At 68.9% G+C, this 24,042-nt stretch carries 23 protein-coding genes and 4 pseudogenes; 20 read left to right on the top strand and 7 right to left on the bottom strand.

Features of this window, described 5'->3' with window-relative positions; all coding sequences use genetic code 11:
* Positions 1–182 precede the first annotated feature (182 nt).
* Both ACFZDK_RS50265 and ACFZDK_RS50260 read left to right on the top strand, forming a co-directional pair.
* On the top strand, positions 183–719 hold the full coding sequence (locus ACFZDK_RS50265; protein ID WP_390984579.1) for an AAA family ATPase: 537 nt from the start codon (positions 183–185) through the stop codon (positions 717–719).
* 266 nt (positions 720–985) lie between these two features.
* Positions 986–1,324 (top strand): annotated as a pseudogene (locus ACFZDK_RS50260) (site-specific integrase); the annotation flags it as partial.
* A 44-nt stretch (positions 1,325–1,368) separates the two neighbouring features.
* On the opposite strand, the gene ACFZDK_RS50255 reads toward ACFZDK_RS50260, so the two are convergent.
* The 4 genes from ACFZDK_RS50255 to ACFZDK_RS50240 all read right to left on the bottom strand — a co-directional run bounded on the left by ACFZDK_RS50255 (position 1,369) and on the right by ACFZDK_RS50240 (position 5,248).
* Complete coding sequence (locus ACFZDK_RS50255) at positions 1,369–1,911, bottom strand: hypothetical protein (RefSeq protein WP_390984699.1); 543 nt, start codon at positions 1,909–1,911, stop codon at positions 1,369–1,371.
* A gap of 332 nt (positions 1,912–2,243) precedes the next feature.
* Positions 2,244–2,924 carry a GNAT family N-acetyltransferase gene (locus ACFZDK_RS50250; RefSeq protein WP_390984576.1) on the bottom strand — a complete coding sequence of 227 codons (681 nt, stop codon included), beginning with the start codon at positions 2,922–2,924 and terminating at the stop codon, positions 2,244–2,246.
* A 31-nt stretch (positions 2,925–2,955) separates the two neighbouring features.
* Positions 2,956–3,585, bottom strand: a complete 630-nt coding sequence (locus ACFZDK_RS50245) for an NAD(P)H-binding protein (RefSeq protein WP_390984573.1) — start codon at positions 3,583–3,585, stop codon at positions 2,956–2,958.
* A gap of 268 nt (positions 3,586–3,853) precedes the next feature.
* The gene (locus tag ACFZDK_RS50240) at positions 3,854–5,248 is read right to left on the bottom strand and encodes a DHA2 family efflux MFS transporter permease subunit (protein ID WP_390984690.1); all 1,395 of its coding nucleotides are present in this window, start codon (positions 5,246–5,248) and stop codon (positions 3,854–3,856) included.
* 190 nt (positions 5,249–5,438) lie between these two features.
* Between ACFZDK_RS50240 and ACFZDK_RS50235 the strand changes: the two genes are divergently transcribed.
* The gene (locus ACFZDK_RS50235) at positions 5,439–5,870 is read left to right on the top strand and encodes a MarR family winged helix-turn-helix transcriptional regulator (RefSeq protein ID WP_294002283.1); all 432 of its coding nucleotides are present in this window, start codon (positions 5,439–5,441) and stop codon (positions 5,868–5,870) included.
* 486 nt (positions 5,871–6,356) lie between these two features.
* Here ACFZDK_RS50235 and ACFZDK_RS50230 read toward each other — a convergent pair whose 3' ends face one another.
* Positions 6,357–7,376: a substrate-binding domain-containing protein gene (locus tag ACFZDK_RS50230; RefSeq protein WP_390984569.1), complete on the bottom strand. Its 1,020-nt coding sequence runs from the start codon at positions 7,374–7,376 to the stop codon at positions 6,357–6,359.
* Between the two features lie 196 nt (positions 7,377–7,572).
* Here ACFZDK_RS50230 and ACFZDK_RS50225 point away from each other — a divergent pair, with 196 nt between their 5' ends.
* The 8 genes and pseudogenes from ACFZDK_RS50225 (at position 7,573) to ACFZDK_RS50190 (ending at position 16,001) form a co-directional block, all read left to right on the top strand.
* A complete protein-coding gene (locus ACFZDK_RS50225; protein ID WP_390984566.1) occupies positions 7,573–8,892 on the top strand; it encodes an extracellular solute-binding protein in 1,320 nt (439 codons plus the stop codon).
* Positions 8,893–8,901: 9 nt separating this feature from the next.
* Positions 8,902–9,834 carry an ABC transporter permease subunit gene (locus ACFZDK_RS50220; protein WP_390984563.1) on the top strand — a complete coding sequence of 311 codons (933 nt, stop codon included), beginning with the start codon at positions 8,902–8,904 and terminating at the stop codon, positions 9,832–9,834.
* Positions 9,834–10,652, top strand: coding sequence for an ABC transporter permease subunit (locus ACFZDK_RS50215; protein WP_390984560.1), 819 nt, complete (start codon positions 9,834–9,836; stop codon positions 10,650–10,652). Before ACFZDK_RS50220 ends, ACFZDK_RS50215 begins: the two co-directional genes overlap by 1 nt.
* Before the next feature lie 8 nt (positions 10,653–10,660).
* Entirely contained in the window at positions 10,661–13,021 is a 2,361-nt protein-coding gene (locus tag ACFZDK_RS50210) for a glycoside hydrolase family 3 N-terminal domain-containing protein (RefSeq protein ID WP_390984557.1), read from the top strand.
* Positions 13,022–13,119: 98 nt separating this feature from the next.
* Positions 13,120–13,263, top strand: a pseudogene (locus ACFZDK_RS50205) (acetylxylan esterase); the annotation flags it as partial.
* 124 nt (positions 13,264–13,387) lie between these two features.
* A complete protein-coding gene (locus ACFZDK_RS50200) occupies positions 13,388–13,690 on the top strand; it encodes an acetylxylan esterase (protein WP_390984554.1) in 303 nt (100 codons plus the stop codon).
* A gap of 133 nt (positions 13,691–13,823) precedes the next feature.
* Positions 13,824–15,359: a family 43 glycosylhydrolase gene (locus ACFZDK_RS50195; RefSeq protein ID WP_390984551.1), complete on the top strand. Its 1,536-nt coding sequence runs from the start codon at positions 13,824–13,826 to the stop codon at positions 15,357–15,359.
* Positions 15,360–15,728: 369 nt separating this feature from the next.
* Entirely contained in the window at positions 15,729–16,001 is a 273-nt protein-coding gene (locus ACFZDK_RS50190; RefSeq protein ID WP_390984697.1) for a hypothetical protein, read from the top strand.
* 96 nt (positions 16,002–16,097) lie between these two features.
* On the opposite strand, the pseudogene ACFZDK_RS50185 reads toward ACFZDK_RS50190, so the two are convergent.
* Positions 16,098–16,220 (bottom strand): annotated as a pseudogene (locus ACFZDK_RS50185) (IS481 family transposase); the annotation flags it as partial.
* A gap of 577 nt (positions 16,221–16,797) precedes the next feature.
* Here ACFZDK_RS50185 and ACFZDK_RS50180 point away from each other — a divergent pair.
* A complete protein-coding gene (locus ACFZDK_RS50180) occupies positions 16,798–17,457 on the top strand; it encodes a hypothetical protein (RefSeq protein ID WP_390984548.1) in 660 nt (219 codons plus the stop codon).
* Positions 17,454–18,005, top strand: coding sequence for a DUF6262 family protein (locus tag ACFZDK_RS50175; protein WP_390984545.1), 552 nt, complete (start codon positions 17,454–17,456; stop codon positions 18,003–18,005). Before ACFZDK_RS50180 ends, ACFZDK_RS50175 begins: the two co-directional genes overlap by 4 nt.
* 101 nt (positions 18,006–18,106) lie before the next feature.
* Here the strand turns inward: ACFZDK_RS50175 and ACFZDK_RS50170 are convergent, their stop codons facing one another.
* Positions 18,107–19,057, bottom strand: coding sequence for a hypothetical protein (locus tag ACFZDK_RS50170; RefSeq protein ID WP_390984543.1), 951 nt, complete (start codon positions 19,055–19,057; stop codon positions 18,107–18,109).
* Positions 19,058–19,259: 202 nt separating this feature from the next.
* Between ACFZDK_RS50170 and ACFZDK_RS50165 the strand changes: the two are divergent.
* From ACFZDK_RS50165 to ACFZDK_RS50135, 7 genes and pseudogenes are all read left to right on the top strand, one after another.
* Positions 19,260–19,361: pseudogene (locus tag ACFZDK_RS50165) on the top strand (Ku protein); the annotation flags it as partial.
* Positions 19,362–19,428: 67 nt separating this feature from the next.
* Positions 19,429–20,169 carry a Ku protein gene (locus ACFZDK_RS50160; protein ID WP_390984687.1) on the top strand — a complete coding sequence of 247 codons (741 nt, stop codon included), beginning with the start codon at positions 19,429–19,431 and terminating at the stop codon, positions 20,167–20,169.
* On the top strand, positions 20,148–20,294 hold the full coding sequence (locus ACFZDK_RS50155) for a Rho termination factor N-terminal domain-containing protein (protein ID WP_390984540.1): 147 nt from the start codon (positions 20,148–20,150) through the stop codon (positions 20,292–20,294). The genes ACFZDK_RS50160 and ACFZDK_RS50155 overlap by 22 nt, the downstream gene beginning before the upstream one ends.
* 313 nt (positions 20,295–20,607) lie before the next feature.
* Positions 20,608–21,018 (top strand): peptidase, encoded by a 411-nt coding sequence (locus ACFZDK_RS50150; RefSeq protein WP_390984537.1) that lies wholly within the window; start codon positions 20,608–20,610, stop codon positions 21,016–21,018.
* A 35-nt stretch (positions 21,019–21,053) separates the two neighbouring features.
* Entirely contained in the window at positions 21,054–21,656 is a 603-nt protein-coding gene (locus ACFZDK_RS50145; RefSeq protein WP_390984535.1) for a hypothetical protein, read from the top strand.
* A gap of 206 nt (positions 21,657–21,862) precedes the next feature.
* Positions 21,863–22,597, top strand: a complete 735-nt coding sequence (locus ACFZDK_RS50140) for a response regulator (protein WP_390984684.1) — start codon at positions 21,863–21,865, stop codon at positions 22,595–22,597.
* Positions 22,594–24,039 carry an ATP-binding protein gene (locus ACFZDK_RS50135; RefSeq protein WP_390984533.1) on the top strand — a complete coding sequence of 482 codons (1,446 nt, stop codon included), beginning with the start codon at positions 22,594–22,596 and terminating at the stop codon, positions 24,037–24,039. Before ACFZDK_RS50140 ends, ACFZDK_RS50135 begins: the two co-directional genes overlap by 4 nt.
* Positions 24,040–24,042 lie beyond the last annotated feature (3 nt).

Below are 24,042 nucleotides of genomic sequence, written 5' to 3'. Positions count from 1 at the left end.
GGTGCAGCTCGGGTTGAGTGACCGGGTTGCGATGGCGTGCTTGACACGCGTGGCATGGTGTCTGAGCTGGGGCTTTGGCCATCCACCGGCCGTGCCGGAGCAGTCACTCGGTCGAAGCTACACCTTGCCTGATCGCGGCGATAGCGTCGCTGGCCCAGGGTGGTGATGTCTACGCTGGCGGCGTGACAGTGGTGTGGGTGACGGGCAATTCAGGAACTGGTAAGTCCACGGTCTGCGGGGTGTTGCGAGCGCGTGGCTACGTCGCGCTCGACGCCGACGAGGACGGCTTCAGTCGCTGGATCGACCGAACCAAGGGCGAGGTCGTGATGGATCCTCCGTATCCCGTTCCCGAGGGCTGGCTCGATCAACACGGGTGGGCGATCGTCCGCGAGCGCGTTGAGACGCTCGTCGAGGAGTCTCGTTTCCGAATCGCGTTCTTGTGTGGGTCGGCGGAGAACGAGGCAGACGTCCGCGATCTTTTCGACGTCACCGTGTGCCTGGTGATCAACGAGGACACGCTCCGCCACCGGCTCGCGACCCGCACTACGAACCCATTCGGCCAACATCCCGAAGAGCTCGCAGCGGCCCTGAAGTGGAATCCTCGGATGCGAGCGATCTACGAAAGCCGTGGCGCGACAATCATCGATGCATCCAAGCCGGTGACCGAGGTGGTGGACAGCGTGATCGACGCAGTTCAGGAGCTGAGCGGCGGTGCGTAAGTAGACGTCCGTTCCGCGCTTTCGGAAGGGGCAAGCGGCGGCCGCGGTGTCGCCGGCAGGCTACGGCCGTGGCTGGGTGAACAAGCCCTGCTCGGTCTCGACCAGGATTCCGCGCTCGGTCAGCCGCTTGAGCTTCAGGCAGGTGTTGTTGATGTTGTTGGGCGCGATCTCTGTTGACCGGACTACCGGACGACACTCCGAGGCATTGGAGGGGGCGGGTACGGGCTGACCGATAGATCTCAGGCAGCAAACAGAAGGAGAGCTGCGTGAGGTCGTTGGATGAGGTGGAACGGGATCTCGGCTCGATCCGTCTGCCGCGGTGGGGCAAGGTCGTGCCGTCGGAAGGCGTGGTGCCCTGGCTCGTGATCGATCCGGATGGGCCGCCGGTCGAGCCTGTTCGGAGGTACCTACGGGACTTTGTCGCCCGGAACCGACCCGGCTCCGTACGCAGTTACGCGTACGCGTTGCTGCGGTGGTGGCGGTGGCTGCACGTTGTTCAGGTCGAGTGGGACAGGGCCACGTCGGCGGAAGTGCGGGACCTGGTGCTCTGGCTGAAACAGACGACCAAACCCCGCATCTCGCCGCAGACGAAGTCAGCGTGGTACCAGCCTCGAACGATCCGGCACAGCAACGCGGTCGTCCGCAGCTTCTACGAGTTCTGGATCGAGACCGGGCACGGCCCGCTGGTCAACCCGGTGCCGCTCGATCGGAGGGGCAGCCGCACGCTCATCACAATCCACTGGATCCCTTCGGTCCCGAAGGCTGGATCCGCTACAACCCCAAGATTCCCAAGGCCAGACCGCGCGAGATCCCCGACGAGCGGTGGAACGACCTCTTCGGCGCCCTTCGCTCCAACCGGGACCGCGCGATCCTCTCCTTGGACATCAGCAACGCGGCCCGGGCCAGCGAGGTGCTCGGCATCCGGGGCATCGACCTGGACTGGGGCAACCAGCTCGTGCAAATCAGCCGCAAGGGCAGCGACGATGCGCGATGGCTGCTGCCCGTCCATATCGCCGCTCGTTTGCTCGGCCATACCAGTACGAGCACCACGGAGGCGTACCTGGCCATCTTCCAGGAGGACCTGATCCGCTCCTACCGGGCCTTCCTCGACCAGCGGAGAGCGACACGGCCCGAAGAGGAATACCGCGAAACCACGACGTACGAATGGCGCGAGTTCCAGGAACACTTCCACACCCGCAAGCTGGAACTCGGCGACTGCGCACGGCCCTACGGAACGCCGTGCCAGCACGAGCACTCCTGCCTGCGCTGCCCGATGCTACGGGTTTCCCCCAGGCAGCGGCCCCGGTTGATCGAGATCATCCGAATACCTCTCCGAGCGCATCGCGGAAGCGCGGACGAACGGCTGGCTCGGCGAAGTCCAAGGACTCCAAGTCAGCCTCACCAAGGCCAAGGGAAAGCTCACCGCCCTCGACCGCAGTCTGGAACGAGCTCGCGGCAACGGCATGAGCGGTCCCACAGACCTCGGCATGCCCGTGATCCTGGGGCGACAATTGACACCCCGTCTCACAGATCTTTTCGGAAGACCGTGGAGCTGTGCCGGACCGCCATCCCGACGTGCAGGTACAGGTTCAACGCGCCAGTGTCTGAGTGCGTCCCGAGGGTGCAGGCCTGCCGCCCCTGTTGATAGAAGGCGCGGAATGCGTGCCGGAGCAGGAGGCGGGCGATACCCCGATTGCGGTGGTCGCGGCGCACCGCGACCTCCTCGATGTAACCCTCGTCGGTGTCCGGGAGGTCCAGCGAGAGCACAGCGCCCACCAGTTGGCCGTCGGCGAACGCCAGCGCTGACATCGCGGGGGCGAAGGTGGGGCGTTCGACAGTGTGCCGGGCCCACTCCTGGTAGCTCTTACGCCGTTGCTGCCATTCGTCGAAGGCGTCCTCGACGAGCTGGTGTGCGTCGTGCTCGTCGAAACCGACCCGGAACGGTCGGACCGTTATGCCCGCAGACGGCTCGGGCACGGCCGGCTTCTCCGGCATGAGGAACTCCAGCAGCCACTCGGTCACCATCGGTTCGTATGCGCGCGAGCGCAGCAGCGCGACAGCGTTTGTGTTGCTGTCCGGGATGGTCTGGACGATGCGTGCACTGCCCGCCTGCCTGGCCCGGGCCTCGGCCCAGGCCAGGAGCGCACTGCCCAGGCCACGACCCCGGTGCTCGGGGTGGACGTCCACCTCGGAGCGCCGATTCACCCAGGCCCGAGCGACCAACTGCCCCGCCCGGTCATGGATCAGCCGGGTATCCAGCTCCGGGACCAGGCCAGGGGGCCAGCGTCGACGCGGCCAGGTCGGCGCGGCTGGTGAACACTCGCTCGGAGCGGTTCTCCGTCAGCTCGTAGTCACTGGGCTGCTCCGCGTCGAACAGGCCGCCAGGACGCATGACCGTCCAGTCCAGGCTGGACTGGCGCAAGAAGGCCTCCATGCGGCGCATGTCGGCGTACGTCGTCTTGCCGATCGTCCGGGTGACCAGGGGCTGCATCACCCGGTTCAACAGGAACCCGCCGTCGGCGTGCCGAGTCGGCTCAGTGCCCGCCGAGCTCACCACTACCAACCGCTTGCGCCCGTGGGTCGTCATGGCATCGGCGATGGACGCGATCCCGTCGCTGTAGATCGTGATCGGCTTCCGGCTGAATTGCACCCCCAACGTGGAGAGCACCACCTCACTGCCCTCGACAACCCGCGCAGTCGCTGCCCGGTCGTGCACGTCCGCTCGGGCAACCGTCAAGCGCGTGGCCGCGATGGGGAAGCTGTCAGGGTTGCGCGTCACCGCAATGACCTCGTGGCCGACCTTGAGTGCCTGCTGGGCGAGCTGGCGGCCGGTGCCGCCGCTCGCGCCGAAGATGACGATCCGCATGTCCGCTTCCTCATCCTGTCCTGTTCCGGCACGGCCGTTCCGTGCCCTCTCGTACAAGAAGTCGGATCGCACGGCACAAAGGTGACAGCCAGACTTCAGCGCAGCCTCGATCGAGCGGTCGGTGCTGGTCGATTGGTTTCCGCGGGCCGCGTCTCGGACCGCCGCATGCCACAGGCGGGCGTCCACGGTGCAGACACGACTGGGACAAGCGGAAGGCCACCTGCCCACGCGGGGAACTGGCTTGCGCGTGGCGGAGATGGCGCGGAGGTCAGTGGACGTTCTCTTGTCCGGCGTGCGCCGATGCCGGGCCGCCGACCGTGGTCGTGGTCCGCGCCGCCGCGCGGGCCGCGGCGTCCGGCAGGGTGAAGGCGAAGACCGCGGTGACGGCGGCGATCGCGGCGAGGGTCAGATAGGCGTCCTGGTAGGCGCCGATGGGCGGATGGGCGGAGGCCGCCGTGGGGGTGCCGAGCACCAGGGCGGTGGTGACTGCCGCGGGAGCGAGCGCGCCGCCGGTCTGGCGTACGACGGTGTTGAGGGTGGAGGCCTGGGCCAGGTCGGGCTTGGCGATGTTGGCCAGCGACGCCACCGTCGTCGGCATGAAGACGCCGCCCATGGCGATGCCGAGGAACAGCATGTAGGCGCGGAAGGTCCATAGCCCGGTGTTCTCGTCGCAGGTGGAAAAGAGCAGCAGCACTACGGCGACCCCGGCCATGCCGCATCCGACGATCACTCGGGGTCCGACGCGGGCGTAGAGCACACTGGCGAGCTGCACGGTGAGCAGGACGCCGAACGCCTCGGGGAAGGTGCTGGTGCCGGACTCCAGGGCGGTGCGCCCCTGCGCCTCCTGCAGGAAGAGTGGGCCGAGGTACATCGCGCCGAGGATCGGGATCAGACCGCCGAGGTTGATCAGGTTGGTGTCGCGGAAGAGCCGGTCCGTGAAGAGCCGGAGCTTCAGCAAGGGCTTGGTGGTGCGCAGTTCGAAGACGACGGCGGCGGTCAGCACGACGGCGCCGAGGGCCAGCCCCGCGATCACGGGAGCGGAGGACCAGCCCTGGTTGGGTCCCTCGCAGATCCCGAACATTGCGGCCCCCAGCCCGGCGGCGCACAGCAGCAGTCCGGTCAGGTCGAAGCGGCCGCCCGGCCGGCCGCGCTGCTCGGCGAGGAACAGCATGCCGAACGCGATGATGGGGATGCCCACTGGAAGGTTGACGTAGAAGACCCAGCGCCAGGACAGATGGTCCACGAGTAGCCCGCCGAGGATCGGCGCGGCGGCCGGGGCGATCTGCTGGGGAACGATCATGTACCGGGATATCCGCACCTGGTCGGCGGTGTCGAAGGTGGCGAAGAGCAGCGCGGCGGACGCCGGGAAGAGCACCCCGGCGGTGAGTCCCTGGATGGCGCGGTAGCCGACCAGTTCGGCGAGCCCGGGGGCCGTGCCGCACAGCAGTGACGAGGTGAGGAAGGCGCCGAGCGCCCAGAGCAGGACGCGTTTTGCTCCGAACCTCTCGACGAGCCAGGCGGAGGCGGGGATGGTCATGGCGAGGCAGACCGGATAGACCACGACCACCCCGTCCAGGGCGGCCGTCGTGAGGTCGAACTGGCGGGCGATCGAGGGCAGCGCGACGGTGGTGATCGCGCCGTCGACGATGGCGATGAACGTCACGCTGGCGCAGATGACGGGGACGACCAGACGCTGGCCAGGACGGCGGAGCCGGGGTGACAGCCGGAGGCGGCGAGGGGACGACAGCACATGCTGAGCATACTCAGTATGTGGCTGCTCATAGAATCTGGTTTTCCAGCCGGACCGGGCAACGGCCTTCCCGGGCCGGGGAACGGTTCGACGGGGAGCGGTCATGGCGGTACAGGGCAGCAGCGACATCCTGGTGGACGAGCTGTACGAGACGACACACCAACTGCGTCAGTTCGTGGAGGCACGGCTGCGCACCGGGGGCGCGTCGGTTGCCCGGCTGCGCGCGATGCGGATGTTGGCGCATGCCGAGGAGCCGCTGCGGATGCGGGACCTGAGCGACCTGACCGGTGTCTCCGCCCGGACCACGACCAGCATCGTCGACAGCCTGGAGCGCGACGGCTTGGTTGAGCGCGTCCGCCATCCGCACGACCGCCGTGCCTTCCTGCTCCGCCTCACGGACCGAGGCGTGGAGTGCCACCGCGAGGCGGAGGTGGTGGACCGCGACGCCCTCGCCGAGGCCACGGCCGGCTTGGACGCCGAGGACCGTGACCGGTTGCGCGCCCTGCTGGCCCGTATCCGCAGGGCCACGGAGTGACCGACGGTTCCGTCCGGAACCCCTTCGAAACATTCGAAGGAATCGGCGTTCGCAGCCCCTGCGAAAACGCTAACCACCCGGCCTTGGGCCTTGACTCCGAGTCTTGGACATGGGTCATGCGGCTGGGGCCGGCGTAGTTGGTGTTGTTCGGGACGCTGTTTCGTAGGCGTTCGGGCTGCGGTGTCCGAGGCGGGAGTGACGGCCGAGATCACCCGGCCGGGGACCGTGTTCGATCAGAACCGTCCTCATGATCGATAGAGATACGGCTTCTTGACACGACTCACCTGGGTTCTGTTGGGGCTCGAGTCGTCCCGGGGGATGCCGTTGCGGGAAGCGGGACGCGCCCGAAGCAGTCGATGTTCGCGGGGCACACCTGGCCGGCAGCCGGCAGTGGGGCGGCTTCGAGGGGGAATGGCTCCAGTGCCCGCGGTACGCGTCCGGAGCGATGTGTCACGTGCTGTCGAAAATTTCGAAGGTGCCGACGACTCAGTGTCGGCCGGCGGTCGGGGGCCGGGCTGTGCTGCTGCGCTCGACCAGGCTGGTGGCCAGGTCGACGCGCAGCGCGGACGGTAGGTTGCCGCGGGCGAGGTCGATCACCATGCGCGCGGCGACCTCGGCCATCTCGGTCAGCGGCTGGCGGACGGTGGTCAGGGGTGGGCCGACCCAGCGGGCGATGGGCAGGTCGTCGAAGCCGACGACGCTGAGATCCTTCGGGATGTGTAGGCCCAACTCACGTGCGGCCTCGTAGACGCCGAGCGCCTGCAGGTCGTTGCCCGTGAAGATCGCGGTGGGCCGGTCCTCGAGGCGCAGCAGCTCCAGGCCCGCCCAGTAGCCGGTCTCGTGGTAGAAGTTGCCCTCGCGGATCAGTGCGGGATCGAAGGCGACGCCGCCCGTCTCCAGCGCGGCCCGGTAGCCGTCGATCCGGGCGCGGCTGCACATCATCCGCCGTGGTCCGGCGATCATGCCGATGCGCCGGTGGCCCAGGTCGAGCAGGTGGCGGGTGGCGGCGAGGCCGCCGTTCCAGTTGGTCGTACCGACCGCCGGCATGTCCTGACCGGGGTCCCCGGCCGGGTCCATCACCACGAACGGGATATCACGGCTGGTCAGCTGCGCCTGCTGGGCCTCGTCGAGCCCCGACAGCACCAGGACGACGCCGGTGGGACGGCGGGCGAGCACCCCGTCCATCCAGGACTGCCCGACGCTGAGCCGGCCCGAGGATTCCGACAGGACGACGCTCATCCCCTCGTCGCGCACGACGTTCTCGACCCCGCGGATGACCTCCATCGCCCAGGCGCTCTCGAGCTCGTGGAACACCAGCTCCAGCAACGGGCTGGACGGGGCGCTGTTGCTGCGTCGCCGCTGGTAGCCGTGCTGATGCAGCAGCTCCTCCACCCGCTCGCGGGTGGCGGGGGCGACGTCCGCGCGGCCGTTGACGACTTTCGAAACAGTCGGTGTGGACACCCCCGCCTTCCGCGCGATTTCGGCGAGTGTCGCCGCTCTGGTCACGAGCCCCTCCTGTGCTGCCCTGGTGTGCGAAGTACGTCGTCACTGCGGCTGTACAAGACGGATATTAGCTGGTCAGGGCCCCAGCCGGTACGTCCGAATCGAGATCTTCCAAACCCTTGACGGAGATCGACGTTACGCCTAGGTTTCCCGCAGCATTCGGAAACCTCATCGAAATTATCGACGGAGTGGCAATCCCATGGGTTCTCTTCGCGTGACCGTTCGCAACGGTGCGACCCGGAACAGACTCGCCGCAGCAGCGGCAACGACCGCTCTGCTGCTCGGTCTGACCACCGCATGCGGGTCCAGCGGCGGCTCCAACTCCGGGGCGATCCACGTCCTCGTCTACGGGGACTCCGCGAACAAGGTCGAAAAGCAGATCGTCGACACATTCAACAAGACCTCGAAGGTCAAGGTGGTGCTGGACACCATCCCCGGCGCCGACTACCAGTCCAAGCTCAACACGATCATCAACACCCCGCAGGCCCCGGACATCTTCTTCAACTGGGGCGGCGGCAGCATCGCGCCCTTCGCCAAGAAGAACCTCCTGCTCCCCTTGGACGACATGATCGCCAAGGACCCGGGGCTCAAGGCCAACTTCCTCCCCTCGGTGTTCAACACCGCGGTGGTCGACGGCAAGGCCTACGGTGTCCCGATGCGCGGCACGCAGCCCGTGCTGCTCTTCAACAACAAGAAGGTCCTGGCGAGCGCCGGCCTGAGCGTCCCGCAGACCTGGGACGACCTGATCAACGACGTCAAGGTGCTCAAGGGCAAGGGCCTGACCCCGATCGCGCTCGGCGGCGGCGACCAGTGGCCCACCCTCATGTGGTTCGAGTACGTCTTCGACCGGGTCGCCGGGCCGGACCTGTTCCAGAAGGCGCTCGCCGGTGACAAGAGCGCGTGGGCCAGACCGGAAAGCCAGAAGGCCCTGGGCATGCTGAAGCAGCTGGTCGACGCCGGCGCATTCGGCAGCAACTTCGACTCGGTGAAGTTCACCGACGGCGGGTCCCCGGCGCTGCTGGCCAAGGGCAAGGCCGCCTTCGAGCTGATGGGCTCCTGGGAGTACTCCACCCAGCAGTCCAACAACCCCGACTTCGCCAAGAACGACCTCGGCTACAGCGCCTTCCCGACCGTCAGTGGCGGCAAGGGCGACCCGAAGGACCTCGTCGGCAACACCAACAACTTCTACTCCGTCCTGAAGAAGACCAAGCACCCCGACACCGTGGCGGCCTTCCTCAAGCTCATGTACTCCGACGAGTTCGTGAAGGCCCAGCTCGGCATCGGCAACCTGCCGACCACCACCAACACCGCCAAGTTCCTGTCCACCTCGGCCAGCCCGGACTACTCGAAGTTCCAGTTCGACCTGGTCAAGGCGGCCCCGTCGTTCCAGCTGTCCTGGGACCAGGCCTACCCGCAGACGGAGGCCACGCCGCTCCACACGGCCGTTCAGAAGTTCTTCGACGGCAAGACCGACGCCAACGGCTTCATCCAGGCGATGCAGTCGCTGTCCACCTCCTGAGTAGGACCGATGAGCTCCCTTTCTCTCGCAGCCGTGTCCGGCCGCCGCCTCAAGGCGCGCCGGCCCGGCGTCGGGGTGACCCGCCCGGGCTTCGTCTGGGCGGTGCCCGCGACCGTCTTCTTCCTCCTCTTCGCGATCCTCCCGCTGGTGCTGGTCGCGGTGCTGTCCTTCACCAGCTGGGACGGCATCACTTCGCCGCACTTCAACGGCCTCGCGAACTGGACCAAGCTGATCCACGACCCGGTGATGGCCCAGAGCGTCTGGCTCACCCTCGTGCTCACCGTGCTCGGGGTCGTGACGCAGACGCCCATCAGCATCCTGCTGGGCGTCTGGGCGGCCGGACCCCAGCGCAACCGGGCCGTGCTGTCCGCGATCTTCTTCGTCCCCCTGCTGCTCTCGGCGACTGCGGTCTCGGTGGTGTGGCGCGCCTTGCTCGACCCCAACTTCGGCATCCCGGGCCAGCTTCCCTGGCTGTTCGGCAACGGCAACCTGCTCGGCAGCCAGGCCGGTTCGATCGCGGTGCTGACCTTCGTCGGAATGTGGCAGTTCACCCCCCTGCACGCGCTGCTCTACCAGGGCGGCGCCCGCGCGATTCCGCAGGTGCTCTACCAGGCCGCGGCGATCGACGGGGCCGGCACCGTGCGGCAGTTCTTCCACATCACCCTGCCGCAACTGCGCAACACCATGATCACCTCGATGATCCTCATGGTCGTCGGCGGGCTGACCACCTTCGACACGGTGCTGATCCTCACCCAGGGCGGCCCCGGCACGGACACCACGGTCAGCGCCTACTACATGTACGAGCAGGGCTTCAAGGAGTACGACTTCGGCGCCGGCTCGGCCATCGCGCTGGTCCTGGTCGTGGTCGCCACCCTCATCTCCCTGGCCGTGGTCCGGCTCTCCGGCTACGACAAGATGCGCAGCACGGCGGAGGGGATCTGATGCGGCAGCGCCCCAACTACCTTGCCGGACTGGGCTCCCTGATATGGCTCGCTCTGATCGGCCTGCCGCTCTACGTGCTGCTGATCGCGACCCTGCGCACGACCTCCAACTACTCCACCCAGGGGCCGCTGAGCTTTCCGTCGCAGCTGACCCTGAGCAACTACCTCAACGCGTTCTCCAACGGCTTCGGCCAGGACTTCCTCAACACCCTGATCGTCACCGTCAGCGTGGTCGGTATCGTGCTGGTGGTGGTGCCGCCGCTCGCCTACGCCATCGTGCGCGCCCAGGGCCGGACCATCACCGTCGTGTTCCGGGTCTTCCTGCTGGGACTCGCGGTCCCCGCGCAGGCGGTGATCGTGCCCATGTTCTACGTGATCAGCCAGGCCGGACTCTATGACCACCTGATCGGCGTCATCCTGCCCACCGCCGCGTTCTCGCTGCCGGTGTGCACCCTGGTGCTGACCGGGGCGATGCGCGACATCACCCCCGACCTGTACGAAGCCATGGCGATGGACGGAGCCTCCCCGTGGCGGGTCTTCAGGCAACTTGTCCTGCCGCTGTCGAAGGGCGGACTCTCCTCCATCGTCGTCTTCTCGGCCCTCCAGGCCTGGAACGGCTTCCTCTTCCCGCTGATCCTCACCCAGTCGGACTCGACCAAGGTGATCACCCTCGGTCTGTACAACTTCCAAACCGAACACGGCGTCGACGTCCCCGGACTGCTCAGCGCCGTGGTGCTGTCCATGCTCCCCATCTTCATCGTCTACCTGTTCGCCCGCCGCGCCCTGGTCCAGGGGCTCATGGGGGTCGGAGGAAAGTGACCGGCAACATGAACCCCACCGTCGAGCTCGCCAACCCTGTGTGGCGGGACGTCTCGCTCGACCCCGCGACCAGGGCCGACGCCCTGATCGCGGCGATGACCCTGCGGGAGAAGACAGCGCAGCTGGTCGGCGTCTGGGTGGGCGCCTCCGACGAGGGCGGCGAGGTCGCCCCGCACCAGCACGAGATGGAGGAGCCGCCGGACCTGGACGAGCTCCTGCCCAACGGTCTGGGCCAGCTGACCCGGCCCTTCGGCACCGTTCCCGTGGACGCCGCCGTCGGTGCGCTCTCGCTCGCCCGCTCCCAGCAGCGCATCGCCGCCGCCAACCGCTTCGGCATACCCGCGATCGCCCACGAGGAGTGCCTGGCCGGGTTCGCGGCCTGGGGGGCGAGCGCCTACCCGGTCCCACTGTCCTGGGGAGCGACCTTCAACCCTGAGCTGGTGCGCACCATGGCCACCGCCATCGGGACCGACATGCGCGCCGTCGGCGTCCACCAGGGCCTCGCCCCCGTGCTCGACGTGGTGCGCGACGCCCGCTGGGGCCGCGTCGAGGAGACCATCGGCGAGGACCCGTACCTGGTCGGCACCATCGCCACCGCCTACGTGCAGGGCCTGGAGTCCGCCGGGATCGTCGCCACGCTCAAGCACTTCGCCGGCTACTCCGCCTCGCGGGCCGGCCGCAACCTCGCACCGGTCTCCATGGGCGTCCGCGAGCGCGCCGACGTCATCCTTCCCCCGTTCGAGATGGCGCTGCGCGAGGGCCGACCGCGCTCGGTCATGCACGCCTACACCGACACCGACGGCATCCCCTCGGCCGCCGACCAGGAACTGCTCACCGGTCTGCTCCGGGACACCTGGGGCTTCGACGGGACGGTGGTGGCGGACTACTTCGGCATCGCCTTCCTCAAGCTCCTGCACGGCGTCGCCGGAAGCTGGGACGAGGCCGCCGGGCTTGCCCTCGCCAGTGGCGTCGACGTCGAGCTGCCGACGGTTAAGACATTCGGACAGCCCCTGCTCAACGCGGTCGAGGCCGGCACCGTCCCTGAGGAGCTGATCGATCGCGCCCTGCGCCGGATCCTCGTCCAGAAGGCACAGCTCGGCCTGCTCGACCCCGACTGGAACCCGGTTCCGCAGGCGCTCTCCGGAGCGGAACTGGCCGTTCCCGAGGCGCTGCGCGGCAGCGTCGACCTGGACCCCCCGGCCAACCGGGAGTTGGCGCGCGAACTGGCGGAGCAGGCCGTCGTGCTGCTGCGCAATGACGGCACGCTGCCGCTCGGCCGCCCCCGCCGGATCGCGCTGATCGGCCCCAACGCCGACACCCCGACGGCCGTGCTGGGCTGCTACTCCTTCCCCGTGCACGTCGGCTCGCAACACCCCGAGGTCCCGACCGGCATCGCGCTGCCCACGCTGCGCGAGACCCTGGCGGCCGAGTTCCCCGACGCCGAGATCTTCTCCGCGCCCGGTGCGACGGTCGACGGCGACAGCACGGCCGGCTTCGCCGAGGCGGTCGCGGCGGCCCGCGTCGCCGACGTCGTGGTGCTCGCTCTCGGGGACCGCGCCGGCCTGTTCGGCCGCGGCACCAGCGGCGAGGGATGCGACGCCGAATCGATTCAACTGCCCGGCGTGCAGCAGCAGTTGCTCGACGCCCTGCTGGATGCCGACACGCCCGTGGTGCTCGTCATGCTGGCGGGCCGCCCTTACGCACTGGGCCGCGCCGACACGGAGGCGGCGGCGATCGTGCAGTCCTTCTTTCCTGGGGAGGCGGGCACCGAGGCGATCGCCGGCGTGCTCAGCGGGCGGGTGAACCCCTCCGGACGGCTGCCCGTGAGTGTGCCGCGGCACAAGGGTGTTCAGCCCTCCACCTACCTGGCCGCCCGGCTGGACCAGGACAGCGACGTGTCCAGCACCAGCACCAGCGCGGCCTACGGGTTCGGGCACGGGCTCGGCTACACGGAATTCGAGTGGTCCGCGCTCGACGTCAGCGTCGCGGAGACCGGCACCGACGGCAGCTTCCGGATCGCCTTCGAGGTCCGCAACACCGGCGAACGCTCCGGCTGCGAGGTCGTGCAGTTCTACCTGCACGACCCGGTGGCCTCGGTGGTCCAGCCGATGCAGCGCCTCGTCGGCTATCGGCGCCTCCCGCTCGAAACCGGGGAAGCCTGCCGGGTCCTCCTGGAACTTCCCGCGGACCTGGCCTCCTTCACCGGCCGCGCGGGCCGTCGCATCGTCGAACCCGGCGAGCTGGAACTGCGGATCTCAGCCAGCAGCACCGACCACCGCATCACGGTCCCGTTGCGCCTGACCGGCCAGGTCCGGGAGGTCGACCACACCCGCAGGCTGCACCCCGTCGTCACCGTCGAGCGCCACTGACGCAGCAAGAGCCGCGCGTGTACACCGACCTGCCCGAGGAGGCCCGCTCGTACGGCGGCGAGGTCCGCCTGACGCCGGTCGGCACCGGACCGAGCACCATGGACACTTTCGACGTCACCTTCCCGGGCTTCGGCGGGGAGCTGGTCAAGGCGTGGTTGCGCCTGCCGGGCACGGCGACCGGCTCGCTTCCGGCCGTCGTGCAGTACGTCGGTCATGGCGGCGGACGGGGGCATGTGCTGGAGAACCTGCTCTGGGCGTCCGCCGGGTACACCCACCTCCAGGTGGACACGCGCGGGCCCGGGCTCGGGCTGGAGCCGGGGCGCGACCCCCGACTCCGGCCCGACCGGGCCGGAGGTTCCCGGCGTGATGACCCGAGGCATCAGCTCGCCGCGCACGTACTACTACCGCCGACTGCTCACCGAGGCGGTCCGGGCCGTGGACGCCGTCCGCCGGCTGGACCGCGTCGCCCCCGACCGGGTCGCCGTGGTCGGACAAAGCCAGGGTGGCGGCACCGCACTCGCCGTCGCCGCCCTGGTCCCCGACCTGGCGCCACGACCCCTACGCCGAGCTGCCGGCCGGGCGACGAGTGAGTCGCTGCGCACCGGGTCCGCCCCCTCCGGCCGCACGCGGACATCAGCTTTCCGTACTGACGCGGACTCAACCCGGTGAACAGGACTGTCCAGGAGCGGTCAAACGCCGTGAGCCAACCAGCCACGACACGATCATCCCACCCGTGACCAGCAGTTACGGCACCCCGTGGACTCGCTCGACGACACCCGACTGCCCGAAAGGAACACATTCTGTGCATACGTACGACAACCCTGTGATCAGCGGGTTCCACCCCGATCCGAGCGTGTGCCGGGTCGGTGACGACTACTACCTGGTGTGCTCCAGCTTCGAATATTTCCCCGGGCTGCCGATCTTCCACAGCAAGGACCTCGTGCACTGGGAGCAGATCGGCAACGTGCTCGACCGGCCCGAACAACTGCCGCTGCCTCTCCCCGGCGCCAAGGCGTCCGGCGGCCTCTACGCCCCCACGATCCGCCACTACGACGGCCGTTACTGGGTCATCAACACCAATATCGACGGCGGCGGCAACTTCGTCGTCTCGGCCGAGCGGCCCGAGGGGCCGTGGAGCGACCCGGTGTGGATCGACCTGCACGGGATCGACCCCGATCTGGCGTGGGAGGAGGACGGCACCTGCTGGTGCGCGTTCTCCGGGCCCGAAGGCGGCATCAACATGGCCAGGATCGACCCGGTCACGGGGGAGGTTCTGGAAGGTCCCATTGCCACGTGGTCGGGCAGCGGCCTCAAGTATCCCGAGGCGCCGCACCTCTACCGCATCGGCGACTGGTGGTACCTGCTGATCGCGGAAGGCGGCACCGAACGCGGCCACAGCGTGTCCATCGCCCGCGGCCGCTCGCCGCGCGGCCCCTGGGAAGGCGCACCCGCCAACCCCCTGCTGTCCCACAGCGGTACCGCCCGCTCCATCCAGAACACCGGCCACGCCGACCTGGTGGAGGCACCCGACGGCAGTTGGTGGATGGTGCTGCTCGGCGTCCGGCCCCGCGGCTTCACGCCCGACGTGCACGTGCTCGGCCGCGAGACGTTCCTGACCCCCGTGGAGTGGCACGAGGACGGCTGGCCCGTCGTCGCGCCCGTTCCCGAGAGTCACGCGGCCCCGGGCGGTGCCTGGCACCCCGTTCCGGCCCTGCCCGCCCGCGACGACTTCGACGAGTCCGCTCTCGCGCCGCAGTGGGTCTCGCCGTTCACCCGCCCGGAGGGCTCCTGGTCGCTCACCGAGCGCCCTGGCTGGCTGGCCCTCAACGCCACCGGCGCCACCCTTGACCGCCCCGGGTACACCTTCGTCGGACGCCGCCAGCAACACCACGACTGCCGCGTCACCGCAGCGATCGACCCGGGTACGGGACGCGGAGGCCTCTGCGTCCGCCTGGACGAAGCCCACCACTACGAACTGGAGGTCGGGAACGGAGAGGCCGGCGTCGTCGCCCGGATCGGTCCGCTGCGCCAGATTGTGGCCAGCCGACCGGTCCCGTCCGGGCCGCTGACCCTCACCGTCGCGATCCGGACGCGCGACCTTGTGCCCGCGTCGCCCGAACTCACCGATGGCGGGACCACCGGCCCTGACACCGTCGCCTTCTGGGTCGGTGATCCCGACGCCTCGGACACCCAGCCACTCGTCGAACTGGACGGACGCTACCTGTCCACCGAGGTCGCCTGCGGCTTCACCGGCCGCGTTATCGGCATGTACGCCACCGAGGGCACGGTCGCCTTCGACTGGTTCGAGTACGCCCCGGCCTCGGCGCCCTCCGCTTGACGCCTGGCGTTCGGCCGTGTGCGACACCTGCGTCCGTGCGGGCGCCGCACGCGGCATGTCACAAGACCGCCCCATCAAATGGAGTGGTCGACGATGTCGACCTGGCACGCGCCGGTGCAGGCGCGAGCACCTGGTCGACGAAGGACGAGAGCTGCTGGGCGCCTGGATGACGGGGTGCCTGAGCTGGCGGCTCGGGTGGCTCAGCCCCGGGGCGAGTCGACCCGGGGACGGGAGACCGGGTCGCTGCGGGCTCTGCTGGACCGGGCCGCGACAACCCGCGTCGTGGTCGGCCGCCGTCCGCCTGTCGGTCTATGACGAGCTGACCGGCCCCCGCCCCTTCACCGTCCACCCGAGCACGAGGGAAAGGTCTTGAGCGAGCTGGTCAGCACCCGCATCCGCAGCACGGTGGGCAAGCTTGGCCTATCCCACCTGGCCGAAGCCATCAACGAGTACATCCGGCGGACCGACGAAGGGAAAATGGGCTACCTCGACCCCCAGCGCACGGTCGTCTCGCTGACGACCGCTGCCCGGGCGGCGTGTACCCCGCCGTGGCCCGGCAGCCTCGCCTCGGCCGCCATCGCCAGACGCCGCTGCCGCTCGTTCACATGCGGTAGAAACGCCCCAAATAGGCAGTCCGGTTGAGATAACATCTCCTGCTTGATCGCCACACCGGGCCGACGAGCCACTGATCACGAAGCAGCAGGTTGAATTTGTGACGGCTTCACTTCCTGCGAGACGTCTGGCTGCAGACCACTTGTGAGCGCGTCGGAGTTCCTCGATGCGGGCGAGGGTTTCGGCAGGCGTGGTCGTCGGCTGCCGATGCTGCGCCGAAGAACGATCGAGTAGGCCGAGGTCGCCGTGGCGCTGGTGGTGGGCAGCGCCGACGACCCGCACTGCACCCTCGAGGCAGCTGCCGGTTTCGCGGCGCGGTTGGGGGCGCGAAGTTGCTTGAGTGAGGCGTAGTCGAGGCGGGGCCGGTGCTCGGCAAGGTAGGCGACCAGCAGGTCGCGCACGGGCCGGCAGGCCAGGGCGTACTGGTCGACGACTTCCTCGACGCTGAGCTGGTGGCCGAAGCGCCGGTCGAGCATGCGCAGAGTGGTCGGCGCGTCGGGCGGGAAGTGTCCGAGCCCGTGCAGGAGTTGGTAGAAGCCCCACCCCGGATGACCGGCGCCCTCGGCCTTGCGCCGGTCGCGCAGTTCGATCAGTTCCAGGCAGTCCCCGACCGTGATGGCGGCGAGGGTGCCGCCCTTGGCAGCAAGAATCACGGAGACCTGCTCGATGGCGTGGCGGCGCTGGTCGAAGCTCAGCCCTGCTGCGGTGGCCTGCTCGGCGAGCGCGGCGAAGCCGTGCGGGTCCCGCAGGCGAGGAATCTCCCGGCCCAGGGGGAAACGGATCGGGCTGGTCACGAGACAGCCTCCCCACCCTCGACAGCGACGCCGTGGACTCCCAGGGCAACGCGTCCGGCTTCGACCGGTCGCTGATCTACCCCTACGCCTTCCGGCACTCTTTCGCCCAGCGTCATGCCGACGCTGGAACCCCGGTTGACGTGCTTCGTGAGCTGATGGACCACGATCCGAAAACGACCATGGGGTACCACCGGGTCTCCCTCAAGCGCAAGCGCAAGGCTGTCGCGACCCTCAGCCTCATGGTCACCGACCGAAGCGGGGCCGCCATGCCCTGCTCAGCTACTGCCTACGAACAGCGGTCCGTCGCTGTCCCGTTCGGCGGATGCACCGAGCCCTCCAACGTGAAGGCCGGCGGGCACGCGTGCCCCATCCGCTTCCAGTGTTCCGGCTGCGGCTTCTACCGACCGGCTCCGTCCTCCCTCCCGGCGATCGAAGACCACATCAACAGCCTGCGGGCGGACCGGGAAACGGCCAGGGCCATGGACGCTGCGGACTTCGTCGTCGACGACCTCACCGCACAGATCGACTCCTACCAGCGGGTCGCGGCAAAGGCCCGCGAGCGGACGGCCGCCATGCCAGACCACGAGCAGGCTGAACTGGAGGAGGCCGCCGCGCTGATGCGACGGCTACGTGCTGGCGGAGACCACGAGCTGCTGCCTCTGACCGTCGTCACCAAGAGGGATTCACGATGAGCACCCGTACCCCCGCCGATGTCCTGGCCGAGTCCCGGCGTCGGACGAGCCTCCGCAAACGGCAGGCCGTGCTCGACACCGTCCGGCGAATGGTGGACGACGGCGAGCGGATCACCTACGCAACCGTCGCCCGCGCTGCCCAGGTCTCGACTTGGCTGGTCTACGCCGAAGGCGTCCGCGAGCACGTCGAAGCTGCCATCAGGCGGCAACAGTTGGCCCGCGTCACCGACGTAGCCGAGGGCCGGAGGGCAAGTCCCGGAAGTCTGCAAGCGGACCTCGCGATGGCACGGGAGGAGATCAAGGAACTCCGTGGGGAACGGGACCGCCTTCGGCAGGCCATGCGGCAGCAGCTTGGAGAACAGCTCGATCAGATCAGCCATCGTCCGCTGACCGAGCGCATTGCCGAGCTCACGGAAGCGAACAGGAACCTCGAACGTGAGCTGGCCCAGCTCCGGCCCCTGGCCACCCGAGCTCACGAACTTGAACGAGACCTGGCCGCGGCCCGTACCGGTCTGCGGCAGATGATCCGCGACACGAACCAGCCCTGATCCTTTGATCAGGGGTGCGACCGTGGGCGAGGAAGTCCGATGGGGCCCTGTCGGCCGACTCACCAGAACGGTCACGGTCCCACCACGGCCGGGATAGCGGCTCAGCGGAGACGGCGCGCCTGGGCTATGAGTTCAGCGGACAAACCCTCGCCAGCGCATGCGTGATCGATCAGCAGAGCACGATAAGGGCCGCTCGGCAATTGTGGTGCAAGGGCCATCATGGTCTCCAGGGCCCCAGCATCACCCATGTGCCGAGCACGGTAGGCGGCCTCGGCCGCGCGGAGCGTGATCTCCGTCGGGCCGTGCTTCAGCCCCTCGGTCGCAGATCGCACCGCGGCGGCGAAGTCCCCCTGCTCGGCCTGCAAATCGGCCAGGTCGAGATACAGCGACCAGTTGACAGGCTCCATGTCGAGAGCACGATGGAACGCCGCCGCAGCTTTGTGCGGCTCGCCGACCTTGCGCCAGGTAGCCGCTCGCACGACCTCGGTGAGCATGATCCGCTCGACAGAGTCAGCGCGGTCGCAGAGAGCGAACGATTCGTCAGTGAGTCCGCATTTCCGCAGGAAGATCGCCATCTTGGCCATCGGTTCCGGTGCAGGCTCTCGTTCGCAGACTCTGACGATCAAATCGAACCAGGGGTTCAACCCCTCTCGAAGTTCGGGTGTGTCCAGGGCACGGCCGTAGTCCATGGTCCTCATGAGCGACTCAGCCAGCGCCTCTGCTCCTACCCGGTCGAGGAAGCGCGGGTCACTGAACCACGGAGCCTTCGCCCAAGCGACGCTGGGCTGTGCACCAGTCACCGAGCCCAGAGCCATCACCGCCGTGTCCATGTCTGCCTCAAGGAAGCTGACATACGACTGCGCCAACACCGCCGGTAGAGAGTTGGCCCCCTCAAGTGTCTCGGCGAGGTTTTGCCGCTGCTCGTTCCACATGTCGGCGAGCACGGTGTACGGCTCTGGAGCATCGGGCGCCGATGCGATTGCACTCGCGACGTAGTGGACGGCTGCCCGGGTGTCACCCCCACAGTGCGCCATCACGCGGGCGAGGCTCACTCCAGCAACAGCAGCTCCATTCAACATCATCTGAGGATAGTAGAGGTGCTGGGCCTGCCCCTGCTGGTTACGGGGGACCAAAGACGGTGGCTGGCAACACCAGCCGACGGTTGACTCGCGGCGTTGACCGCACAGAGCTCACGTTGCTCACTCGCAATCAAGTCACTGGCCTGCGGAAATTGGTCGCCACATCTAGATAACGGTGCCCGTGGGCCTGTACACGGCGACCGAGGACCACACGGTCCACTTCCACCAGCTGGAGCGCGGCACCGCCGACCGGATCCGCAACCGGCTCGTCAACGAACGGACGGGGAGGGAAGTGCCGTCCGAGAACATCGTCAAGGGCTACGAGCTCGCCGAGGGGGGAGTACATCGTCGTCGAGCCCGACGAGCTGGACCAGATCGCGCCGGGCCGCTCCCAGACCATCGACATCACCGACTTCGTCGACCTGGCCGACATCGAGCCGGTCTACTTCGACCGCACCTACTACGTCGCGCCCCGCGGCAAGGAGTACACCAAGGTCTACGAGCTGCTGCGCGCGGCGCTGGAGGAGTCGGACAAGGCCGGGATCGCGACGTTCGTCATGCGCGGCAAGCAGTACCTCACCGCGCTGCGCGCCGAGGAGCGGCTGCTGGTTTTGCAGACGCTGCACTGGGCGGACGAGGTGCGCGATCCGGGCAAGGAGCTGCCCGAACTGCCCTCGCGCCGTGCGGGCAGGGGCAAGGAACTGGCGCTGGCCATCCAGCTCGTCGACGCTCTGAGTACGTCCTGGGACCCCGGCCGGTATCACGACACCTATGAGGAGAAGGTCCGTGAGCTGGTGCAGGCGAAGGCCGAGGGCCAGGAGATCGCGGTGGCGGAGGAGGCGCCGCAGGCCACCAACGTCATCGACCTGATGTCCGTCCTGCAGGGCAGTCTCGACCAGGCTCGCGGTCAGAAGACGGCCGCCGAGCCGCGGCTGGCCAAGAAGACCCAGCCCGCAAGACCGCACGAAAGCCGGCCGCGAAGACGGCGAAGAGATCGGCCGCCCGCAAGGCGCCGCCGAGGACGGCACGCACCACGTCGAAATCCCGCCGGCGCAGCACAGGCATGGGCGACCTGCGACAGCTGAGCAAGACGGAGCTGTACCAGCGGGCCACCGAGCAGGGCATCGAAGGCCGCTCCAAGATGAGCCGCGAGCAGCTCGTCGACGCACTCACCCGCGCCGGGCGCCGCCGCAAGAAGAGCGCCGCCTGACGTCCCCCCGAATGCCGCGCCCATGACCTGGACACTGCCCGAGCCGGGGCTCGCCGCAGCCGTGAACAGCCCCGACCTGCCGCAGGGGTGGGCAGCCGAGCCGAAGTTATGGCTGGGGTTTGGTGCTGTCCGTTGTCCGCCTCGGTAGGACAGCATCCTGTGGCCAAACATTGGCGGTCTGCTGGTCTGTCTCTCTCCATCTGCTGGGCTGTCTCTCAACAGCGGGTTTCTAGGGTCGTTGTCGTCCCCCGGAGATCCGCTCCTACGGTTCTCCGAACTCGCCAGTGATTCCCACCGTTCTGGAGACACCCTGATGCGTTCCCTGCCCCGCCGTGCCCTGCTCGCTGCTCCGGTCGCCGTGCTCGCGTTCGCCCTGACCGCCTGCGGCGGCTCCGACTCCGGCTCCGACAACTCCAGCGCCGCGGACACCCAGCAGTCCCAGAGCACGGGTGGTGCCCAAGCAGCAGGCGAAGCCGGTGGTGACACCGATGACAAGCCGGAGCCGCCGCTGACCGGGGACATCAAGACCAAGGCCGAGGCCGCCGCGCTGGCCGCGTACCCGGGCACGGTCGTCAAGTCCGAGGAGGACGCGGAGAAGCCCGGCATGTACGCGGTCGAGGTCAAGCAGGCCGACGGCACATCGATCGAGGTCTATCTCGACAAGACCTACAAGGTCACCGACACCAAGAAGGAAGGCACCGAAGAGGCCGACGACGCCAGCTGATCGTCGGGGCCTGCCCCGCAGAAGGGAGAAACCCGATGCCGCCCGTGCCCGAGCAGTCCTCTTCCCCGCCCGCGGACGCCGAACAGACGGCGATCCTGGATCCGGTGCCCGGCGCCTCGTCCGCGGGCGGCTACGGTGACCGTTTCGAGGAGGACGCCTTCGACTACCCCTCCTCAGGCGCGCACTCCTGGTCCGCCGACCTGGCCCCGAGGGGCGCCGGTGAACCGGTCGCTGAGCCGCAGGAGCCTGCCGCTCGCCGTGCGGCCAGAACAAGGGCGGTGCGGAGCGCGGACGGCTGGCGGCACGCGGTCGTCCGGCCTCGGTCCCTCCTGACGACGGCCGCCGCGCTGGTGGTCCTGGGCGGTTTCGGTTTCGCGCTGTCCACCGTCAGTGACACGGTCACCTCCCCGACCGGCCCGGGCGGAACTGCTGAGGTCTCCGCGCCGAAGTCGCCGACCGCGCAGCCGGTTTCACCGACCCCACCGGTCACCAGCGACCCGCCCCGCGACACTGTGAGCCCGACCACTGCGCCCACGCAGACCAGCGTGCCGCCCGGCGCCGGCGAAGACCGGGACCGCGGCGAGGAGCACGGGCGGGAAGACCAGGGACGCGAGGACGGCGACGACGCCCACGGCTGACTCCCCAGCCGGCGTCGCCCCACCGTCCCTCCACCGCCGTCCGGCCGACGCCGTCCTAAACATCCCGTCGGCCGGACGGCACCTGCTCGTCCACCGTGTCCACCGTGTCCACCGTGTCCACCATCGTCCGGTACGTCTTCTCCGATCCCTGGCGGCTTCCCTTGAACCCACCAACTCACCTGGCACAGCTGTGCGAGCCTGGCGCCATGCGGCTGCTGCTCATCGAAGACGACGACCGAATCGCCGGCCCCCTCACCGAGGGCCTGGGACGCTACGGCTTCACCGTGGACCACGTCCGCACCGGCGCCGCCGGCCTCGCCGGCACCGAAGCCGCTCCGGACCTGGTCCTGCTCGATCTCGGCCTGCCCGACATGGACGGCCTGGACGTCTGCCGTAGCCTGCGCGCCCGCTCCGTCGTCCCCATCATCATGATCACTGCTCGGGGTGAGGAAGCCGACCGCATCGTCGGACTCGAACTCGGCGCCGACGACTACCTCGCCAAGCCCTTCGGCGTACGGGAACTGATCGCCCGCATCCGCGCCGTCACCCGCCGCGCCGGAGCACCCGCCTACCTGCCGACCGAGCCTGCGCAAGCACCCGGACCGCACCAGCCGGCCCCCGAAGCGCAGATGTTGGGCCCGCTGGTTGTCAGCCGCCGCACCCGCGAGGTCCACCTCGACGGCCGCCACGTCGCGCTGACCCCGCGCGAGTTCGACCTGCTCGCGTTCCTCGCCGATGATCCCGGGACGGTGTGCTCCCGTCAGCAGATCATGGACACGGTGTGGGATCCGCACTTCTTCGGCCCCACGAAGACCCTCGACGCGCACGTGGCCGCGCTGCGCCGCAAGCTGGGCGATCGGGGCTGGATCACCACCGCCCGTGGCGTCGGCTTCCGCCTCACGGTGCCCGGCGAGCACCCTGCTGTGGAGGCCGCTGGATGACCCGGCGCCTGCTGCTCAGCTATCTCGCCCTGGCCGTGCTGGTGCTGGCCGGGCTGGAGATCCCGCTCGGCTACATCTACGCCCGCGGCGAGACCGCGCGTGCCTCCCAGGACGTGGAGCGCGATGCGTCCATGCTTGCCGAGGTCACCGAGGAGAACATCGAGAAGGGGCAGCTCGATGCGCTGCCGGATGTGGTCGGCGACTACGCCACCCGCGCCGGTGGCCATGTCGTCGTCACCGACAAGCAGGGCATTGTCCTGGCCGACTCCGACCCGGTCGCCCGCACCGGCATCAGCCTGGCTGCGCAGCCGGACATCGCCCGTGCCCTGGCCAACCAGCCGACCGTCACGACCACCACCGACAGTGGCGGCCGTGATGTGCTGTCGGCGACCATGCCCGGCTCATCCGGTACGACCATCCGCGGCACTCTGCGTTTGACCTATCCCCTGGACCAGGTCAGCACCCGGGTGCATCAGATCTGGGGCGCTCTCGCGCTGGCCGGTGCCTGCGTGCTTGCCGCGGTCGCCCTGGTCGCGTTCAGCATGGCCCGGTGGATCACCCGGCCGCTGCGGACTTTGGAGGCGGCGACCGCGCAGCTCGCCGAGGGACAGCTCACGACTCCGCCGGATGCCAGCGTCGGGCCGCCCGAACTACGCCGCCTCGCCACATCGTTCACGCATACCGCGACCCGGCTCCAGCACCTCCTCAAGGCCCAGCAGGCGTTCGCCTCGGAAGCTTCCCACCAGCTCAAGACCCCGCTCACGGGATTGCGGCTGCGGCTGGAGAACTTCGAGCCTTACCTTGACCCGCGGGCGCACGGCAGTCTGGAGGAGGCGGTCGGTGAGGTCGAACGGCTTGGCCGGATGGTGCAGGGCCTGCTCGCTCTGGCCCGCCTGGAGAACGCCGCCACCACCCCCGAGCCTGTCGACCTGGACACGGTGCTCGCCGACCGGGTGGCGATGTGGGAGTCGCTGGCGGCCGAGCAATACGTGACCCTCGACATCACCGGCCCGCCCGTCGGCTCCGTGTGGGCGATTCCGGGGGCTTTGGAGCAGATCATCGACAACCTGCTGGCCAATGCCCTGCGGGTCTCCCCGCCCAGCACCACGATCACTCTGCAGCGCGTCCCCGGCGCCGAACTTCATGTCGTCGACCAGGGGCCGGGTATGAACGCGGCCGACCGTGAGCGCGCTTTCGACCGGTTCTGGCGCTCCTCCGAGTCCCACCACGACGGCACCGGCCTCGGCCTGCCCATCGTCCGCCACCTCATCCACGCCTCCGGCGGCACCATCACTCTCCGCCCCGCCCCCGGCACCGGCCTTGATGCCCGCATCCAGCTCCGCCCTGCTGCCGCGCGGACGCTCGGGCCGCGCTCGGGTGGAGAAGAGTTCGGCGCCCGCCGTGCCCGCGGCCAGCGCACCCAGACAGCGGGCAGGCCCTGAGGG

Source organism: Streptomyces sp. NPDC007901, from assembly GCF_042959465.1.
GTDB lineage: Bacteria > Actinomycetota > Actinomycetes > Streptomycetales > Streptomycetaceae > Streptomyces.
This window is presented reverse-complemented; position numbering and strand designations above follow the sequence as displayed.

Bases quoted from the DNA above. Each gene is read 5' to 3' on its own strand.
- ACFZDK_RS50245 (WP_390984573.1), bottom strand. From the start codon at position 3,585: ATGCGGATCGTCATCTTCGGCGCGAGCGGCGGCACCGGCCGCCAGCTC.
- ACFZDK_RS50235 (WP_294002283.1), top strand. From the start codon at position 5,439: ATGGCGGTACAGGGCAGCAGCGACATCCTGGTGGACGAGCTGTACGAG.
- ACFZDK_RS50225 (WP_390984566.1), top strand. From the start codon at position 7,573: ATGGGTTCTCTTCGCGTGACCGTTCGCAACGGTGCGACCCGGAACAGA.
- ACFZDK_RS50220 (WP_390984563.1), top strand. From the start codon at position 8,902: ATGAGCTCCCTTTCTCTCGCAGCCGTGTCCGGCCGCCGCCTCAAGGCG.
- ACFZDK_RS50215 (WP_390984560.1), top strand. From the start codon at position 9,834: ATGCGGCAGCGCCCCAACTACCTTGCCGGACTGGGCTCCCTGATATGG.
- ACFZDK_RS50210 (WP_390984557.1), top strand. From the start codon at position 10,661: ATGAACCCCACCGTCGAGCTCGCCAACCCTGTGTGGCGGGACGTCTCG.
- ACFZDK_RS50200 (WP_390984554.1), top strand. From the start codon at position 13,388: ATGACCCGAGGCATCAGCTCGCCGCGCACGTACTACTACCGCCGACTG.
- ACFZDK_RS50175 (WP_390984545.1), top strand. From the start codon at position 17,454: ATGAGCACCCGTACCCCCGCCGATGTCCTGGCCGAGTCCCGGCGTCGG.
- ACFZDK_RS50155 (WP_390984540.1), top strand. From the start codon at position 20,148: ATGGGCGACCTGCGACAGCTGAGCAAGACGGAGCTGTACCAGCGGGCC.
- ACFZDK_RS50150 (WP_390984537.1), top strand. From the start codon at position 20,608: ATGCGTTCCCTGCCCCGCCGTGCCCTGCTCGCTGCTCCGGTCGCCGTG.
- ACFZDK_RS50145 (WP_390984535.1), top strand. From the start codon at position 21,054: ATGCCGCCCGTGCCCGAGCAGTCCTCTTCCCCGCCCGCGGACGCCGAA.
- ACFZDK_RS50140 (WP_390984684.1), top strand. From the start codon at position 21,863: ATGCGGCTGCTGCTCATCGAAGACGACGACCGAATCGCCGGCCCCCTC.
- ACFZDK_RS50135 (WP_390984533.1), top strand. From the start codon at position 22,594: ATGACCCGGCGCCTGCTGCTCAGCTATCTCGCCCTGGCCGTGCTGGTG.